We start from the raw sequence: 17859 nt of genomic DNA, 5'->3' as shown, positions 1-17859 counted from the left end.
ATGCGTCACACCTTCAGGTACTTGCGCAACGCGAAGAACGCCGCAAGCGCGGGCATCAGAAGGCTTGTTGCGAGGATGAGCGGGAGCTTGGTCAACACCGCGTCCCAGCCGATGAAGTTGATCAGATTCAGCTTCTGGGAGAGGGCCAGGCCGTGGTCGATGATGAAGTAGCGGGCGACCACCAGGAATCCGCAGGCGACCGTGCCGCCGATCAGGCCGGCGACGGCGGCCTCCGCGATGAACGGGGCCTGGATGTAGAAGCCGGAGGCGCCGACCAGGCGCATGATGCCGGTCTCGCGCCTACGGCTGAACGCGGAGACGCGCACCGTGTTGACGATCAGCATCAGGGCGACCACCAGCATCAGGGCCATGACCATGCGGGCCGCCCAGTTCATGCCGTTGAGCAGGCCGAAGAGGTTGTCCAGGATGCCCTTCTGGTCCTGGACGGACTGGACGCCGTCACGGCCGTCGAACGCCGTCGCGACCACCTGGTACTTCTGCGGGTCCTTCAACTTGATCCGGTACGACTCCTGCATCTGGTCCGGCGTGAGGGAGTCCGCCAGCGGAGAGTCGCCGAACTGCTCCTTGTAGTGCTTGTACGCCTGGTCCTGCGACTCGTAGGTGACCTTCTCGACCACCGACATCTTGCCGAGGTCCGCCTGGATCTGCTTCCTCTGGTCGTCGGTGACCGCGCCCTTGGCGCAGTTGGGGTCGGACTCGGCGTCGCTCTTGTTGCAGAGGAAGATCGAGACGTTGACCTTGTCGTACCAGTAGCCCTTCATGGTGTTGACCTGGTCGCTCATCAGGAGCGAGCCACCGAAGAGCGCCAGGGACAGGGCGACCGAGACGACGACCGCGAAGGTCATCGTCAGATTGCGGCGGAGACCGACACCGATCTCCGACAGTACGAACTGGGCGCGCATGGCGTCGGGTTATGCCTTTCCGTGGACGTCTGCGGGGTCGGGGGCGGTCAGTGCTGGTAGCCGTAGACGCCGCGGGCCTGGTCGCGGACGAGGAGGCCCTTCTCCAGCTCGATGACGCGCTTGCGCATCTGGTCCACGATGTTCTGGTCGTGGGTGGCCATCACCACGGTGGTGCCGGTGCGGTTGATGCGGTCGAGCAGCTTCATGATGCCGACCGAGGTCTGCGGGTCGAGGTTACCCGTGGGCTCGTCCGCGATCAGCAGCTTGGGACGGTTCACGAAGGCGCGCGCGATGGCCACGCGCTGCTGCTCACCACCGGACAGCTCGCCGGGCATCCGGTCCTCCTTGCCGCCGAGCCCGACGAGGTCGAGCACCTGGGGCACGGACTTGCGGATCTCGCCCTTGGACTTGCCGATCACCTCCTGGGCGAAGGCCACGTTCTCGGCGACCGTCTTGTTGGGCAGCAGGCGGAAGTCCTGGAAGACCGTCCCGAGCTGGCGGCGCATCTGCGGCACCTTCCAGTTGGAGAGACGGGCGAGGTCCTTGCCCAGCACGTGCACCTGGCCGTGGCTGCATCGCTCCTCGCGGAGGATCAGCCGCAGGAAGGTGGACTTTCCGGAGCCGGAGGACCCCACGAGGAACACGAACTCGCCCTTCTCCACTTCCAGGGACACTTCCCTGAGTGCGGGGCGGGTCTGCTTGGGGTAGACCTTGGAGACGTTGTCGAATCGGATCACGGATGCACCACGGGTCGCCGGGGGTAGATGAGCGTGACCATACGCGAGTCGGGTGAGGAAGCGCAGGCTCCGGTCACGGTTGGGTGAGGCTTGTGCGGTTTTGTTCCGGGGCAATCTTTCCGGAACGCCGGGGCGAGGTCCGCGGACGGCCGCGCCCTTTCCGGAGGAACCTGGCACAGTGGAGGGGGAACGTTCTAGTTCCGCTGAGCGTTGTGTAGGTAATGGCCGGTGCAAGGAGGGCGAGCGCATGACGTACGACCGGTTGGTGTGCGCGAACTGCGCGGCGCCCGTGAGCGAAGGCCGGTGCCCCGTGTGCCGCGCCAACCGCCAGCGCCTGCAGCAGGAGAACTTCCTGGGCGGACTGAACCCGATGGCGCTGATCGGACTGCTGGCGGTGCTGATCGCCGCGGTGGCACTGCTCGCGCACCAGACCGCGTAGCGGACATCACGACGCCGCGCGCGGCAAGGCGCACCACAGCGCCCCGCGGAAGCGCACGACAAGCGATCGAAGGGCCCGGAGCAACCGCTCCGGGCCCTTCGCCCTACGTGACGGGCGCTCCGTGAGCGCCCGGCTACCGTCAGGCCGCGGCGCCGCCGCGGCCGCCCATGAGGCGCGGCAGGATGCGGAAGCCGATACCGCCGGCGATCATCGTGGCGGCACCGGCGATCAGGAAGCCGGTCTGCGCGGCACCGGTCTCGGCGAGCTGGTCGCCGCCACCCTGGGCCTGGGTGTTCGTGGTGTCCGAACCGGTGTCGGTCAGGGAGGAGGAGCCCTCCTCCTGAGCGGAGGTGCCGGAGTTGCCGTCGGTGCCGGTGTTGTTGCCGCCGCCGTTGCTGCCCGTGCCGCTGCCGTCGGTCGGGTTGTCGCTCGGCTCCTCCGTCGGCTCGGTGGGCTCGTCGGTGGGCTGGGTGGGCTCGTCCGAGGGCTCGGAGGACTCGGACGGCGGCTCGCTCACGGGCGGCTCGCTGGTGGGCGGCTCGCTCGTGGGCGGCTCACTCGTGGGCGGCTCGCTGGTGGCCGGGCCGGTCGGGATCTCGGTCGGGTCGTCGGCGGTGTTGACGGTGGCGGTAACGCCGTCCTGGTTGGCCTCGACGCCGATGGAGAGGGCGGAGGCCGCGCCGGCCGCGGTCAGCGAGGCGCCGGCGGCGATCACGGCGCAGGCGGCTATCCGCGCGACCCGGATCCGTGTCTTCTTGGTCATCTGGTTGCTACCCCCAGTAGCTGAATGTCAGGTCGGCCGCGCTGGGGCTGTGTGCTCTACGGAGGTAGCTGCGGATGCGCAAGCCCCCCGGTTCTCATGCGCCCCAGAGATACGCATGCCACGCTTCACCCTTCCCATTTTTCAAAGCAACGTCAAGGCCGTTGCGGGCGCGATGTCCAGTTGCGCGCCGAATGCGGGGAGTTGAAGCCTGTGAGTGTGATGTAAATCTTGGCGACACCCCTGGCACGGCCCGGATACACGGCAACTGCCGCCCCTGGGGCGGCAGTTGCCGAATCGGCCGACTCACCATGGGCAAGTCGACAAAGTTACTTCTCCTGCTGCTTGCGCCAGCGAATTCCGGCCTCCAGGAAGCCGTCGATCTCGCCGTTGAAGACGGCCTCGGGGTTGCCGACCTCGAACTCCGTACGCAGGTCCTTGACCATCTGGTACGGGTGCAGGACGTACGAACGCATCTGGTTGCCCCAGGAGTTGCCGCCGTCGCCCTTGAGGGCGTCCATCCTGGCCTGTTCCTCCTGCCTGCGCCGCTCCAGAAGCTTGGCCTGGAGGACGTTCATCGCGGTCGCCTTGTTCTGGATCTGCGACCGCTCGTTCTGGCAGGAGACGACGATGCCGGTGGGGATGTGCGTGAGGCGTACCGCGGAGTCGGTGGTGTTGACGCCCTGCCCGCCGGGCCCGGAGGACCGGTACACGTCCACCCGCAGCTCGGACTCGTCGATCTCGATGTGGTCGGTCGTCTCGACGACGGGGAGGACTTCCACGCCCGCGAAGGAGGTCTGGCGGCGCCCCTGGTTGTCGTAGGGCGAGATCCGCACCAGGCGGTGGGTGCCCTGCTCGACCGAGAGCGTCCCGTAGGCGTACGGCACCTGCACGGCGAAGGTGGTCGACTTGATGCCGGCCTCTTCCGCGTACGACGTCTCGTAGACCTCGGTCTTGTAGCCCTTCTGCTCCGCCCAGCGCAGGTACATCCGCTGCAGCTTCTCGGCGAAGTCCGCGGCGTCGACGCCACCCGCTTCCGCACGGATGTTCACGAGCGCCTCGCGGGAGTCGTACTCCCCGCTGAGCAGCGTCCGCACCTCCATCTCGTCGAGCGCCTTCCGGACGGCGGCGAGCTCGGAGTCGGCCTCGGCACGGGTGTCCGGGTCGTCCTCCTCCTCGGCCATCTCGAAGAGCACCGCGAGATCGTCGATCCGCCCGCGCAGCGCCTCCGCCTTCCTGACCTCGGCCTGGAGGTGGGAGAGCTTGCTGGTGATCTTCTGCGCCTCGTCCGGGTTGTCCCACAGGGACGGCGCGGCCGCCTGCTCCTCGAGCACGGCGATGTCTGCCCTCAGCTTGTCGAGGTCCAGAACGGCCTCGATCGACTCCATGGTCGAGGAGAGGGACTTGAGCTCTTCGGATACATCGACGACTGCCACGCCTCCCAGCGTAACGGCTCCGCCAGGCACACAGCGCCCGCCCACCGCCGCCCTGCCTCGCCCCGCCCGACCCCGGCGAGGCGAGGAGCGGACGAAAACGATGCCTGCCACACGGAACCGGGCGCCCCCGACGGGCGCCCGGAGTACTCCGGCCCGCGCCCCTGCCACGCGCGCCCGGAGGTCCCGGGACGGTCACGGGGTCGACGTGCTGTGGGTGTCCTGGGGCGGGGAGTCGTCGCCGGAGGTGGCGAGCCAGGTGCCGGCGCCCACCGCGGCCGCCAGTACGACCCCGGCCACGCCCAGCGTCACCCGGCGCCGCCGGGCCGCCGCCTTGTGCCGGGCCGAGCCGGGCCTCGGCGCCCCGGACGCCCTCGGGGCCCTGGCGGTGCCCCGTGCGCCGCCCGCCAGCTCGTCCGGCCCGGGCACCCGCATCGACGTGTGCGTGTCCCGGTTGGAGTCCGGCTTGGCGCCCGGCACCAGGGAGACGGCTCCCCGGCGCCGTACCCGCTGCTCCTCGGCGGCCGGGGCGGCGGTCTCCTCGGCCGCCTCCTCCGACGCCTCCGTGTCCGGCTCGTCGACGTCCAGCGGCGGCATCCCCGCCAGCGTCGGCAGCTGCTCCCGCAGCCGGGCGGCCAGCTCGGAGGCGCGCAGCCGGGAGGCGGGCGCCTTGGCCAGGCACTGCACGAGCAGCTGCCAGAGCTCCTCGGGGATGCCGGGGAGGGGCACGACGGTCTCGGTCACGTGCCGGCGCAGGACCGCCCCGGGGTGGCCGCCGCCGAACGGGGTGAAGCCCGCGAGCAGCTCGTACAGGACCGTCGCGAGGGCGTAGATGTCCACCGAGGCGCGGGGCGGCAGGCCCTCGACGATCTCCGGCGCCAGGTAGTCCGGGGTGCCGATGATCTTCGTGGCGCGGGTCCGCTTAGGGGAGTCGATCAGCTTCGCCACGCCGAAGTCGGTCAGCAGGGCGGGGTGGGCACCGCCGGGGCCGAGCGGGCCCTGCATGTCGAGCAGGACGTTCTCCGGCTTCACGTCCCGGTGGACCACGCCGGCCGCGTGCGCCGCCGCCAGCCCGTCCGCGACGTCCGCGACGATCGCCACCGCGGCCTCGGGCGCCAGACGCCGCTCCCGCTCCAGGCGGGTGCGCAGGTCGGTGCCGCGGACCAGGTCCATCACGAGTGCCAGGTCGTTGCCGTCGACGACGAGGTCGCGGACGGACACCACGTTGGGGTGCTCAAGGCCCAGGAGGGCCGTGCGCTCCTGTACGAAGCGGCCCACCAGCTCCTCGTCGGACGCGAGATCCTCGCGCAGCAGCTTGATGGCGACGGGCCCTTCCGGCCCCTCGCCCAGCCACACCGTGCCGGCGCTGCCCCGCCCCAGGATCTGGTTGGCGGTGTACCGGCTGCCGATCTTCCGTGCCAAGGCTGCTCCTACAGACGCGTGTTGCCGACAAAAGTACGCGTCCGAGGAGCCAACCTTCACCAGGGAGGCGGAAATCACCCGCCGGGTGTCGACAAATACCCAAACTCGCGGTCAGTTGCCGCCGCCCACGCTGTCGAAGAAGTCACCGACCGACTTCGACCAGTCCTTCAGCTGGCTCCAGTAACCCCTGCCTTCACCCACCCATGTGTGCAGCGGGGTCAGGTCCCAGATCAGCCAGCCCGCGACGAACAGGACGACGATCATGAACAGGCAGCCCTTGAGACAGCCGAGCCCGGGGATCTTCATCGGGTTGGCACCGCGCTGCCGCGGCTCGCGTGCGGCCCGCTGCGGCTCGGCGGGGGCGGCCGGGGGCGGCGCATAGCGCTGCTGCGGTCGCTGGGGTTGCTGCTGCGGCGCGTACTGCTGCGGCTGGTGCCCGTACCCGGCGGGCTGCTGGCCGTACCCGCCCTGCTGCTGGCCGTATCCGCCACCCTGCTGCCCGCGCGGCTGCGGCCGCCGTACCGGCTGCTGCTGCGGGGCCTGGCGGGGCGGCTGCTGCTGCGGCCGGGCCACCTGGCGCTGCGGACGGCGGCGCAGCGGGTCCTCGTTCGGGTCGAGGTACTGGACCTGCGTCTGCTCGTTGCGGTCGCGGGCCGCGCGGAGCTGGGTCTGCCAGGGGTGCGGCTGCTCCGGCTGCTGCTGGCCGGGCTGCCCCTGGGGCATGACGGCCGTCGGGTCCGCGGCGCCGGTGTTCGGCAGCACGGCGGTCGGGTCGGCGGCGCCCGTCGGGCCGCCGGTGTGCGGGAGGAAGCTGGTCACCGCGTTCGGGTCGTACGTTCCGGCGGGCGCGCCGGTGTTCGGCAGCACCTGCGTGGGGTCGGCCGACCCCGGTACGGCGGTGGGCGCCGGGTCGGGGGCCAGCAGCGCGCCCACCCCCTCGGCGGCGGCGATCTGCGCGGAGTTCGCGTGCACGCCGACGCCCTCGGCTACGACGCGCAGGCCGCGGGCGAGGTTCTCGGCGCTGGGCCGGTCGTCGGGGTTCTTGCGCAGGCAGCGCTCTATGACCGTCCACAGCGGGTCGGGAACGGTGGACGGGCGGCGCGGCTCGGCGCTGAGGTGCTGGTGGAGGACTTCGAGGGCGCTGCCGCCGGAGAACGGCGGGCGGCCGGTGACCAGCTCGTACAGCAGGATGCCGGCGCCGTAGACGTCGACGGCCGAGGTCTGCGGGCGCCCCTCCGCGGACTCCGGCGCCACGTACGCGGGCGTGCCGACGAACTCGTGGGTGCGGGTCAGCCCCGGGGAGTCGGCGAGCCGGGCGATGCCGAAGTCGGTCAGCAGCGGGTGCATCTGGCCGTTGTACTGCTGGAGCAGCACGTTGGCGGGCTTCAGGTCGCGGTGCACGACGCCGTCGGCGTGGCTGGCGGCGAGGGCGTCGGCGATCTGGGCGGTCAGCAGTGCGGCGGCGACCGGCGAGAACGGGCCGTTCTCGCGCAGGTAGCGATGCAGGTCGGGGCCCTCGACGAGGTCCATGACCAGGGCCAGCAGATCGCCCTCGACGACCAGGTCACGGACCCGGACGATGTTCGGGTGGGTCAGCCGGAGCAGCACGGAGCGCTCCCGCAGGAACCGCATCACGATGTCGGGGTCGCTCGCGAGCTCTTCCTTGAGGACCTTGATCGCGACGGTCTCCCCGGGCTGGCCGGGCACGGCCGCCTCGGCGCCCGCGGTCTCCCGCTGGCGGGCACGCCAGACGGTACCGGTGGCGCCGCGTCCGAGCGGCTCCTCCAGGAGGTACTTGCTGCCTACCGGCCGCACGTCATCCGCTCCCTGCTGCTTGCTGGTGTGTCCGGTTCTTGTGTCCCACCCACTGTAGTGCCGTGGTCCCCGACACCGGCTGTCGTCCGGCTCTGCTCTCCCCTGCCCGGCAGGCGGCCGGCAGGTGTTCCGCACGTATGCCCATACGTTGGCGTTCCCGCACTTGTTCGAGGGAAAGACGCTCACTTCGGTCCGTCGGTTGCCGGGTCCGGACGTGACCGATCTCAAGTGATCGTCGGCACGGTATTGGTCAGGCACTTTTGGGGGCAGAGCTGACCAATCAAGATCACTTACCATCGGGGCGTGGGCGCGTTGTCAGTGGCAGGTGCGAGGATGCGTGCGACAGCAGAACTGGCCGACGTGCGCGTGGCGGTGGGGGGAATTCCGCGCCCGCGCAGAAGGGACCGCTGACGGCGATGCAGATCCGGCTGACCGTCGTAGAACCGCTGGGCCCTGCCGCGCAGCGGGGCCGGATCCTGAGCCGGGACGTGCTGGTGACGGCGCCCGTGGGCACGGATCTCGCGGCGGTGGCCTCCGCACTGGCCTCGGCGGTCACCGGTGACGGCGGTCCGGGCGGCCGGGAGACCAGCGGAGCCCCGGTCGTGCTGTACGCGGGGACGGAGCGGCTGGACGCCCGCCGCCGGATCCTGGGCGAGCCCCCGCTGGTCGACGGCGCCGTGCTGTCCCTGGGCGCGCCCGTCGCCCCCGAGCCGCATCCCGAGCTGGACGACGCGCCGGCCCAGCTGCATGTGATCGCCGGTCCGGACGCGGGCGGGGTGCACCTGCTGCACGGCGGCCAGATCACCGTCGGCCGCTCCGCCGACGCCGACGTCCCGCTCGACGACCCGGACGTCTCCCGGCTGCACTGCGCGGTCACGGTCGGCGCCGACGGCCACGTCTCGGTCGCCGACCTGCACTCCACCAACGGCACGGCACTGGACGGCACCCGGATCACCGACCGCCCGGTCAGGCTCGCCCCGGGAGCGCTTCTGCGCATCGGGGAATCGGCCCTGCGGCTTACGCCGTCCGGGGGACCGGGAGCCCGGGTGGGCACGGCACCGGACGGGGAGGGCTGCGTACGGGTGCTGCTCGCGGACCCGGACCCGGACGACGACGTCAGCGGTGGTCCCGCGGCAGCCGGCGCCGGCCGTGCGGCGGGCTCCGCGCACGGGGCGGCCACGGCCGCCACCGGCCCCGCGGGCCGCACCCATCACGCCTACGGCGCGGCGGCCTCGGGCGGAGCGGCCGGGGGCCAGGAGCACGGGCCGGTGGAGCCGCCGGTGGTACCCGCGCAGGGGGAGGCGCCGAGCATCGAGAGCCGGGGCGGTGGCACGCCGCAGGCCGAGCGGGGCGGCGGGGTTCCGCCGGCCGGGACCGCTCAGGGCGGCGGGCCGCGGGCCGACGCCCGGTTCGACGAGGGATCTCCGGTGGCCGGGGTCCGGCACGAGCCGACCTCGTCGGCCGGACAGCACGGTGGACCGTCCGGTCCGCGCGGCGGCTCCGCCCCCGCGTGGCACTCCGGCGGCCCACAGGGCTCCACCGCCACGGAACGCCTCACCGGCACGGGCCGGCCCGCCCCCGTGCAACGTTCCGGCGACACCCACGGCGGCCGCTCCGGGGCCCTCGGCGGCCCCGGCGCACGCAGCGGCGGGAGCGGTCCCGCCGCCCTCGGTCACCCGGCGGCAGCGGACCACCGTCCCGCCCCGGACGGCGACCCCACCGGCGAGCCCGCCCCCTCCGCGAGACGCAAAGGCACCCCCCTCCGCGGCACCGACGCCCCCGACCTCCCCGAGACCGCCCGCAGGCGCGGCGGGCTCGGAGCCTGGGCGCGGCGGCTGGCCGGCGGGCGCGGTGAGCCCCTGCCGGCCGCTGACGCGGAGCCCGCGACCGGGGCCGGCGGCACGGCGCCGGCCGGTGTCCCGGCCCAGCCCGAGACCTGGCCGGACCCCGCCGCCCTGCTGCTGACCGCGCTCGGCCCCGGCCCCCGTCTCTGGGAGCGCGGCCCCGGACACCCGGAGACGCTCACGGTCCGGCTCGGCACCGCGGACCGCGCGGCGCCCGGGGGCCAGGGGCTGCTCCCCGCCGTGCCGGTCACCGCCGACCTGCGCGAGGCCGGTGCCCTCGGTCTCGCCGGCCCGCGCACCCGCCTCGCCGGCCTCGCCCGCGCGGCACTGGCCCAGCTCGCCGCGCTGCACTCCCCCGACCTGCTGGAGATCGTGCTGATCAGCGCGGACCGGGCCCGCCCCCTGGAGGAGCGCACGGCCGAGTGGTCCTGGCTCGGCTGGCTCCCGCACGTGCGTCCCGGGCACGGCCAGGACTGTCGCCTCCTGCTCGCCTACGACCGCGAACAGGCCGCCGCCCGCGTGGAGGAACTGCTCCGCAGGGTGGAGGACCTGTCCGCGCCCCGTCGGCCGGCCACCCCGTCCGACCGCCCCGACCTGGCCGGTACGGCCACGGACACCGCGCCCGCCGAGGACGCCCACCGCCCCTCCTGGGCCCGCGACGACCTCGGCGCCGGCGACCGCGGCAGGGGTTTCCCGGGGCCCTACACGGTCGTCGTCGTGGACGGCGATCCCGGCGGCTCCGCGCTGCGTGACGCGGTGGCGCGGCTGACGGTCGCCGGACCGCGCGCCGGAGTGCATGTGATCTGCCTGGCGGAGACGGCGCCCACCTCGCCCACCTCGCCGGTCGACCAGACCTACCAGGCGGCGTGCGCGGTCACGCCGACGTTCCGGGAGTGCGGTGCCGTGGCCCTGCTCAGCGGGGACGTGGCGACGGCACTGCATCTGCTGCGGGTGGCCCGCACCGACGCGGCCGGACCTCTCGGCCCCGGCACCCTGGCCGCGGTGGACGCGGTCTCCCCCGCCTGGGCCGAGCGGTTCGCGCGGGCGCTGGCCCCGCTCCGCCCCGACGGCCCGGCAGAAGACCGGCACACCCGGGTGGCCGCCCCGCTGCCCCAGTCCGCCCGGCTGCTGGACGAGCTGGGGCTGGCGCGGGCCACCCCGGCGTCGCTGATGGCCCGTTGGGCGGACGCGGCCGACGACACGGAGTCGCTGGGCGGCCGGGCCCGGGCCGTCCTGGGAGCCGGACCGCGCGGCCCGCTCGGCGCCGACCTGGTGACCGAGGGACCGCACCTGCTGGTCGAGGGCCCGCCCGGCAGCGGCCGTACGGAGCTGCTGCGGGCGGCGGTCGCCTCGCTGGCCGCCGCCGAGCGCCCCGACCGGCTCGGGATCGTCCTGATCGACGGCCGCGACGGCGTCGGCACCGGCGCCGGCGCGGGGCTCGGCGAGGGCCTGCGGGTGTGCACCGACATACCGCACGTGACCACCTACCTCTGCGTCAACGACCCGGTCCGGATGCGGGAGTTGGCACAGTCGCTGAGTGCCGAACTGAAACGGCGGGCCGAACTCCTCGGCCGCTCCGACTTCACCGACTGGCACGCCCAGCGGGAGATCTCGGGCCGTATCGTCGCCCAGCGCGGCCGCCCCGCCGCGCCGGGCGCCGCCGACATAGAGGCACCGCCCAGCTCCACGATCCGGCTGCGCCCGTCGGCAGGAGCCGCGGGCCGGCAACGCACCGAGGCGCCACCGCCGTTGCCGCGCCTGGTCGTGGTGGTCGACGATCTGGACGCCCTGGTCTCCCCCGCCCTCGGCTCACCGGGCCGGCCGGCCGCCGGTTCCGTGATGCGGGCGCTGGAGGCGGTGGCGAAGGAGGGCGACCGGCTCGGCGTCCACCTGATCGCGGCGGCCGGTGCGGGCGGCCGTACGGCGGAGACGGAACCGGCCCGGCGGGCCACCCTGCGCGTCACCCTGGACCCACCGGCCGCGGGACCCGACGAACCTGCCCCGGGCCGCGGCCGCCTGACCACACCGGACGGCCGGGTCACGGCGTTCCAGGCGGGCCGCGTCACCGGCCGCATCCCCCGCACGGCGACCCAGCGCCCCACGGTCGTCCCCCTCGACTGGCCTCGCATGGGCGACCCCCCGACCCGCCGCCCGGTCCGGGAACTGGGCAACGGTCCGACGGACCTGGCCCTGCTGGCGAGCGCGGTGGAGAGAGCGGCCAGAGAGGTCTCGGCGGCGGAGGTGCCCTCGCTCCTGTAGCGAAGACACGGAGCGGGGCACGCGGAGCGAGGCACCGCGGAGCAAAGGCCCGTGGCGAAGGCCCGTGGCAAAAGCCCGTGGCGAAGGCCTCCCCGGGGGCCCACTGATCACGAGGCGATCACGATCCCCGGCCCTCACCTGTAGGCACCCTTGCCGCACGGGCGGCCCCCGCGTACACCGGAGCGCACGGGACAGAGTTCTGACGTTCAACGAGGAACGACGAACGGGGAAGTGATGCGCGCCATGAGCAACACCATCGGGACCGGCAGGGCCGTCACCGCGGTCGCCGCACTCCTGGCGGGAGCCCTCGTGCTCACCGCGTGCGGAGGCAGCGACGACGGCAAGAAGGACGACAACGGCTCGGAGAGCAGCGCCAGTACGTCCGGTTCCACCCTCACCCTGCCGAAACTGGACGGCACCACGCTGGAGGTGGCCGCCGTCTGGACCGGGCAGGAGCAGAAGAACTTCAAGCAGGTGCTGGCGGAGTTCGAGAAGCGCACCGGCGCGAAGGTCACCTTCGTGCCCGCCCAGGACCCGATCATCAACTTCCTCGGCTCGAAGATCGCGGGCGGTCAGCCGCCGGACATCGCGCTGCTGCCGCAGCCCGGGGCGATCAAACAGGCCGTGCAGAAGGGCTGGGCGAAGCCGCTCGGCGCGGACGCGCTCAAGGAAGTGCAGAAGAACTACTCGCAGGGCTGGCAGGACATCGGCAAGGTCGGCGGCAAGCAGTACGGCGTCTACTACAAGGCCGCCAACAAGTCGCTGATCTGGTACAACACCACGGTCTTCGAGAACGCGGGCGCCAAGGAACCCAAGACCTGGCAGGACCTGCTGACGACCGCGCAGACGGTGTACGACTCGGGCGTCACGCCGTTCTCGGTCGGCGGCGCCGACGGCTGGACGCTGACCGACTGGTTCGAGAACGTCTACCTCTCCCAGGCGGGCCCGGAGAAGTACGACCAGCTCGCCCAGCACAAGATCAAGTGGACCGACCCGTCGGTGAAGCAGGCCCTGACCACGCTCGCCCAGGTCTGGGGCAAGAAGGGGTATGTCGCCGGCGGCGCGGACGGCGCGCTGCAGACGGAGTTCCCGGCCTCGGTCACCCAGACCTTCACCGGCGGCGACCAGCCGAAGGCCGGGATGGTCTACGAGGGTGACTTCGTGCAGGTCAACATCGGTGAGACCAAGGCGAAGGTGGGCACGGGCGCCAAGGTGTTCCCGTTCCCGGCGGTCGGCTCCGCCGCACCCGTGGTCTCCGGCGGTGACGCGGCCGTCATCTTCAAGGACTCCAAGGGGGCCCAGGCCCTGGCGGCCTTCCTGGCCTCCCCGGACGCGGCGACGATCCAGGCGAAGCTCGGCGGATATCTCTCCCCGAACAAGAGCGTGCCGAACTCGGCGTACCCGAACGAGGTGCAGCGCACCATCGCCAAGGCCCTGATCGCGTCCGGTGACGACTTCCGCTTCGACATGTCCGACCAGGCCCCGCAGGCGTTCGGCGGCACTCCGGGCAAGGGCGAGTGGAAGGACCTCCAGGACTTCCTGAAGAACCCGAAGGACGTCGCGGGCACCCAGGCGAAGCTGGAGAAGGACGCTGCGGCCGCCTACGGCAGCGGAAGCTGACCCGGCGATGGCCGCACCCGCTACGACGGCCCCCGCCCCACCGGGCCGCCGCAAGAGCGTGACCGGCACCCGCAGGACGGTGGCGGTCCTCTTCCTGCTCCCCGCCCTGGTACTGCTCGGCGCGCTCGTGGTCTACCCGATCGGGTACTCGCTGATCCGCAGCTTCTACAACGCCAACGGCGACGGATTCGCCGGCTTCGACAACTACAGGGCGATCTTCACGGACGACGGCATCCGCACCGCCCTGAAGAACAACATCATCTGGGTGGTGTTCGCGCCGACGGTCTCCACCGCCCTCGGTCTGATCTTCGCGGTGCTGACCGAGAAGATCCGCTGGGGCACGGCGTTCAAGCTGGTCGTCTTCATGCCGATGGCGATCTCGATGCTGGCCGCCGGGATCATCTTCCGGCTCGTCTACGACCAGGACCCGTCCAAGGGCGTCGCCAACGCGGTCTGGGTCGGCGTCCACGACACCTTCGCCCAGTCCTCGGCGTTCCCGAACGCCCACCCGGGCCGCGAGTCGCCGCTCAAGCCGGACCAGGGCGGCTTCGTCACCACGGCGGCCGTCCACACCGGACAGGCCGTCACCCTGCCCCTGGTCGGCGTCGCCCCCGACCAGATGCCCGACGGCGCGAAGAAGGCCGCGGCGGCGAAGCCCGATCCCGGGAAGATCACCGGCGCCACCTGGCAGGACTTCACCCGCGGCAAGGGCGTCGGCCGGCTCGGCGCCCCCGACCCGTCCGAGCTCGGCTACGACGGGATGCGGGTCGAGGCGGTGAAGGACGGCAAGGTGGTGGCCTCGGCCAAGGCCGCCGCCGACGGCACCTTCACGCTGCCCGCCACCGCCGACGGAGCCCTGCTGCGGCTGCCCGCGAGCAATTTCAAGCAGCCCTACAACGGGGTCGACTGGCTCGGCCCGTCCCTGGTCACGCCCGCCATCATCGGGTCGTACATCTGGATGTGGGCGGGCTTCGCGATGGTGCTGATCGCGGCCGGGCTCGCGGGCGTGCCCCGGGAGCTGCTCGAAGCGGCGCGGGTCGACGGGGCGACCGAGTGGCAGGTGTTCCGCAAGGTCACCGTGCCGCTCCTCGCACCGGTCCTCGCGGTGGTCACCGTGACCCTGATGATCAACGTGCTGAAGGTCTTCGACCTCGTGTACATCATCGCGCCGGGCTCCTCGCAGGACGACGCGAACGTGCTCGCCCTGGAGCTGTACCGCAAGGGCTTCTCGGAGGGCCAGCCGGGCATCGCGAGCGCGATCGCGGTGTTCCTGCTGCTCCTGGTCATCCCGGTGATGTGGTTCAACGTACGTCGGCTGCGGCGGGAGGAGCGGCGATGAGCTGGCTGCTGGAGAAGATCAACGGCGGTCTGGTCCGGGTCTTCCTGATCGTCGTCGCGCTGTTCTGGCTGGTTCCGACGATCGGGCTGCTCGCCTCCTCGCTGCGTTCCCCGGAGGACATGAGCGCGAGCGGCTGGTGGCAGGTGTTCACCAAGCCGTCCCAGCTCACCTTCGACAGCTACCAGAACCTGCTGGAGAACGGCGACATCACCCACTCGCTGTGGAACACGGTCCTGATCACCGTCCCCGCGACCGTCCTGGTCGTGATCATCGGGGCGCTGGCCGGGTACGCGTTCGCGTGGATGGAGTTCCCCGGCCGGGACTGGTGGTTCCTGATCGTGGTCAGCCTGCTGGTGGTGCCCGTCCAGGTCGCGCTGATCCCGATCGCCGAACTCTTCGGCAGGATCGGCCTGTTCGGGACGATCCTCGGGGTGGTCCTCTTCCATGTCGGCTTCGGTCTGCCGTTCGCGGTGTTCCTGCTGCGGAACTTCTTCGCGGAGATCCCGCGGGAGCTGCTGGAGGCGGCCCGCCTCGACGGCGCCGGTGAACTGCGCCTGTTCACCCGGGTGGTGATGCCGCTGGGCGGGCCCGCGATCGCGAGCCTGGGCATCTTCCAGTTCCTGTGGGTGTGGAACGACATGCTGGTCGCGCTGGTGTTCACCAAGTCGGGCACCCAGCCGATCACGGTGGCGCTCCAGACCCAGGTCCGCCAGTTCGGCAACAACGTCGACGTGCTCGCGCCCGGCGCCTTCATCTCGATGGTGATCCCGCTGGCGGTGTTCTTCGCGTTCCAGCGCCAGTTCGTCACGGGAGTGATGGCGGGCGCGGTCAAATAACCCCCGAGGCACACCGGAAAGGGCGAGCCGGTCACCGGCTCGCCCTTCGCCGTTCACCGAACGTGACCCGGATGCCGTAGCGAACCGTAACCGAATCACTCCATTGGCCGTTCCCGGGCAGAACGCCCGCGCCGACCGATGGATGCCCCCTTGCCCAGGTTCAGTGTCATTGTCCCCGCGTACAAGGTCCAGGCGTATCTGTCCGAGTGCCTGGACTCGGTGCTCTCGCAGTCGTATCCCGATCTGGAACTGATCGCCGTCGACGACCGTTCACCGGACGCGTGCGGCGCGATCATCGACGAGTACGCGGCCCGCGACGAGCGGGTCCGCCCCGTGCACCTGCCGGCGAACCGGGGCCTGGGCGGTGCCCGCAACGCCGGGATGGAGCTCGCGCGCGGCGACTACCTGCTCTTCCTGGACAGCGACGACACGCTCACCCCCGACGCGCTGCAGGCGATCGCCGACCGGCTCAAGGAGACCGGCGAGCCGGACGTGCTGGTCCACGACTACGCGCGGACCTTCTGGACGGGCCGTGCGGAACGCAACAGGGCCGCGCCGCACCTGACCGAGCAGGGCCCGGCGCCCTTCCGTCTGGAGGACCGGCCAGGCCTCCTCCGCGTCCTCATGGTGGCCTGGAACAAGGCGTACCGGCGGGAGTTCGTGGCCGAACACGGCTTCGCCTTCCCGCCCGGCTACTACGAGGACACCCCCTGGACCTACCCGGTCCTGATGACCGCCGGGACGATCGCGACCCTGGACCGGGTCTGTGTGCACTACCGGCAGCGGCGGCAGGGCAGCATCCTCTCCACCGCCAGCCGCGGCCACTTCGACATCTTCGACCAGTACGACCGGGTCTTCGCGTTCATCGAGGAGCGGCCCGAACTGGCCCACTGGCGGCCGGTGCTGTTCCGGCGGATGACCGACCACCTCTCGACGGTGTTCACCCGGCGGGAGCGGCTGCCCCGCGGCACCCGCGCCGAGTTCCTGCGCAGGGCCCGCGCCCACTGCCGCCGCCACCGGGCCGCGGGCACCCCGCCGCCGATGCGGACCCGGCTGCGCCACGGTCTCGTCCACCACGGCCTGCACCGCACCTACCGCGCCCTCCAGCTGGCGCAGTCCGCGGGCCGCCGCACGGTCAAAGCCGCCGTCAAGTCCGCGCGTGGTCTGCGCTCGGCCCTCCTCCAGCTGCACTACCGGGTCCAGCTGCGTCTGCCGCTGCGCGATCGCGCGGTCTTCGCCGCCTACTGGAACCGCGGCCACAGCTGCAACCCGGGCGCGCTGGAGGCCGCGTTCCGCAGACACGCCCCGCACATCCGCACCGCCTGGATCGCCCGCCCCGAACACCAGCACACCGTCCCGCCGGGCCCGCGCCGGCTGCGCCCGGGCACCTTCGGCTACTGGACCGCCCTGGCCCGGTCCAAGTACCTCGTCAACAACGTCAATTTCGACCGGCGGCTGCGCAAACGCGCCGGCCAGGTGTTCGTGCAGACCCAGCACGGCACCCCGCTCAAGCACATGGGCCTCGACCTCCAGGAACGTCCGGCGGCCGGCGCCGGCATGGACTTCGAGGAGCTCCTGCGGGGCGTGGACAAGTGGGACTACCTCCTGTCCGCCAACCGGCACACCACCCTGACCTGGGAGCGCGTCTACCCCGGTGGCTACACCACCCTCGAGTACGGCTACCCCCGCAACGACGTCTTCCAGCAGGCCACTTCCGCCGACGTGACCCGGATCCGCGAGTCGCTCGGCGTCCCCGAGGGCGCCGTCGCGCTGCTGTACGCGCCCACCCACCGCGACTACCGGCGCACCCAGCGCCCCGCGCTCGACCTGGACCGGATCGTCCGCCGGCTCGGCCCGCGCTTCGTGGTCCTGGCCCGCGCCCACTACTGGCACGGCGGCCCGTTCCCGGCCGGGACGCGGGTGATCGACGTCAGCGGCCACCCGAGTGTGGAGTCCCTCTGCCTGGCCTCGGACGCGCTGATCACCGACTACTCGTCGATCATGTTCGACTACGCCAACCTGGACCGCCCGATCGTCGTGCACACCGAGGACTGGGACGCCTACCACGCGGCCCGCGGCACCTACTTCGACCTGCCCTCCGCACCGCCGGGCGCGGTCGCCCGCAGCGAGGACGAGCTGATCGACATCTTCGCCGGCGGCCACTGGAGCGGCTCCCGCTCCGCGCAGCTGCGCGCCGCGTTCCGCGAGCGGTTCTGCCGGTACGACGACGGACGCGCCGCCGAGCGGGTCGTACGGCATGTGGTGCTCGGCGAGACGGCCGGGCTGCCGGAGGTCGTGCCGCTGGCCGAGCGGCACCCCGTTCCGTCGGCGGCCCCGGAGCCGGACGACCACCCACCGGCCACCGTTCCGCAACCTTCCGGCCACCTGCCCGTCACCGAGAGCCGCTGACCGCCGTTTGCCTTCCAGGGAGT

Annotated in this window: 12 protein-coding genes; 6 read left to right on the top strand and 6 right to left on the bottom strand. The window is 72.2% G+C overall.

Translation table 11 applies throughout. From position 1 onward, the window contains the following. Nucleotides 1-5 precede the first annotated feature (5 nt). A complete protein-coding gene (gene ftsX / locus ACZ4O3_RS27690; protein ID WP_362722505.1) occupies nucleotides 6-923 on the bottom strand; it encodes a permease-like cell division protein FtsX in 918 nt (305 codons plus the stop codon). A gap of 47 nt (nucleotides 924-970) precedes the next feature. Beyond that, nucleotides 971-1660 carry a cell division ATP-binding protein FtsE gene (ftsE, locus tag ACZ4O3_RS27685; RefSeq protein ID WP_351322897.1) on the bottom strand — a complete coding sequence of 230 codons (690 nt, stop codon included), beginning with the start codon at nucleotides 1658-1660 and terminating at the stop codon, nucleotides 971-973. 247 nt (nucleotides 1661-1907) lie between these two features. On the opposite strand from ftsE, the gene ACZ4O3_RS27680 reads away from it, so the two are divergent. After that, complete coding sequence (locus ACZ4O3_RS27680) at nucleotides 1908-2099, top strand: hypothetical protein (protein ID WP_362722508.1); 192 nt, start codon at nucleotides 1908-1910, stop codon at nucleotides 2097-2099. A gap of 139 nt (nucleotides 2100-2238) precedes the next feature. Here ACZ4O3_RS27680 and ACZ4O3_RS27675 read toward each other — a convergent pair whose 3' ends face one another. From ACZ4O3_RS27675 to ACZ4O3_RS27660, 4 genes are all read right to left on the bottom strand, one after another. After that, on the bottom strand, nucleotides 2239-2862 hold the full coding sequence (locus ACZ4O3_RS27675) for a hypothetical protein (RefSeq protein WP_467724784.1): 624 nt from the start codon (nucleotides 2860-2862) through the stop codon (nucleotides 2239-2241). Nucleotides 2863-3188: 326 nt separating this feature from the next. Further along, on the bottom strand, nucleotides 3189-4295 hold the full coding sequence (gene prfB, locus ACZ4O3_RS27670; RefSeq protein WP_467724783.1) for a peptide chain release factor 2: 1107 nt from the start codon (nucleotides 4293-4295) through the stop codon (nucleotides 3189-3191). A 192-nt stretch (nucleotides 4296-4487) separates the two neighbouring features. Then, nucleotides 4488-5714 (bottom strand): serine/threonine-protein kinase, encoded by a 1227-nt coding sequence (locus ACZ4O3_RS27665; protein WP_467724782.1) that lies wholly within the window; start codon nucleotides 5712-5714, stop codon nucleotides 4488-4490. 111 nt (nucleotides 5715-5825) lie between these two features. After that, nucleotides 5826-7529, bottom strand: a complete 1704-nt coding sequence (locus ACZ4O3_RS27660; RefSeq protein ID WP_467724781.1) for a serine/threonine-protein kinase — start codon at nucleotides 7527-7529, stop codon at nucleotides 5826-5828. A 416-nt stretch (nucleotides 7530-7945) separates the two neighbouring features. On the opposite strand from ACZ4O3_RS27660, the gene ACZ4O3_RS27655 reads away from it, so the two are divergent. The 5 genes from ACZ4O3_RS27655 (at nucleotide 7946) to ACZ4O3_RS27635 (ending at nucleotide 17836) form a co-directional block, all read left to right on the top strand. Further along, nucleotides 7946-11632: an FHA domain-containing protein gene (locus tag ACZ4O3_RS27655; protein WP_467724779.1), complete on the top strand. Its 3687-nt coding sequence runs from the start codon at nucleotides 7946-7948 to the stop codon at nucleotides 11630-11632. A gap of 234 nt (nucleotides 11633-11866) precedes the next feature. Further along, entirely contained in the window at nucleotides 11867-13252 is a 1386-nt protein-coding gene (locus tag ACZ4O3_RS27650; RefSeq protein ID WP_384988796.1) for an ABC transporter substrate-binding protein, read from the top strand. 7 nt (nucleotides 13253-13259) lie between these two features. Further along, nucleotides 13260-14591, top strand: a complete 1332-nt coding sequence (locus tag ACZ4O3_RS27645) for a carbohydrate ABC transporter permease (protein ID WP_467724777.1) — start codon at nucleotides 13260-13262, stop codon at nucleotides 14589-14591. Beyond that, entirely contained in the window at nucleotides 14588-15427 is an 840-nt protein-coding gene (locus ACZ4O3_RS27640; protein WP_467724775.1) for a carbohydrate ABC transporter permease, read from the top strand. The genes ACZ4O3_RS27645 and ACZ4O3_RS27640 overlap by 4 nt, the downstream gene beginning before the upstream one ends. A gap of 150 nt (nucleotides 15428-15577) precedes the next feature. Further along, nucleotides 15578-17836: a bifunctional glycosyltransferase/CDP-glycerol:glycerophosphate glycerophosphotransferase gene (locus ACZ4O3_RS27635; protein WP_467724774.1), complete on the top strand. Its 2259-nt coding sequence runs from the start codon at nucleotides 15578-15580 to the stop codon at nucleotides 17834-17836. Nucleotides 17837-17859 lie beyond the last annotated feature (23 nt).

The organism is Streptomyces sp. NPDC026515, assembly GCF_055567595.1.
Note: the sequence above shows the minus strand (reverse complement) of the source record. Positions and strands in the feature narration are given on the sequence as shown.

Coding starts and splice junctions, on each gene's coding strand:
- ftsX (WP_362722505.1), bottom strand. CDS start 923: ATGCGCGCCCAGTTCGTACTGTCGGAGATCGGTGTCGGTCTCCGCCGC.
- ACZ4O3_RS27680 (WP_362722508.1), top strand. CDS start 1,908: ATGACGTACGACCGGTTGGTGTGCGCGAACTGCGCGGCGCCCGTGAGC.
- ACZ4O3_RS27675 (WP_467724784.1), bottom strand. CDS start 2,862: ATGACCAAGAAGACACGGATCCGGGTCGCGCGGATAGCCGCCTGCGCC.
- ACZ4O3_RS27655 (WP_467724779.1), top strand. CDS start 7,946: ATGCAGATCCGGCTGACCGTCGTAGAACCGCTGGGCCCTGCCGCGCAG.
- ACZ4O3_RS27650 (WP_384988796.1), top strand. CDS start 11,867: ATGCGCGCCATGAGCAACACCATCGGGACCGGCAGGGCCGTCACCGCG.
- ACZ4O3_RS27645 (WP_467724777.1), top strand. CDS start 13,260: ATGGCCGCACCCGCTACGACGGCCCCCGCCCCACCGGGCCGCCGCAAG.
- ACZ4O3_RS27640 (WP_467724775.1), top strand. CDS start 14,588: ATGAGCTGGCTGCTGGAGAAGATCAACGGCGGTCTGGTCCGGGTCTTC.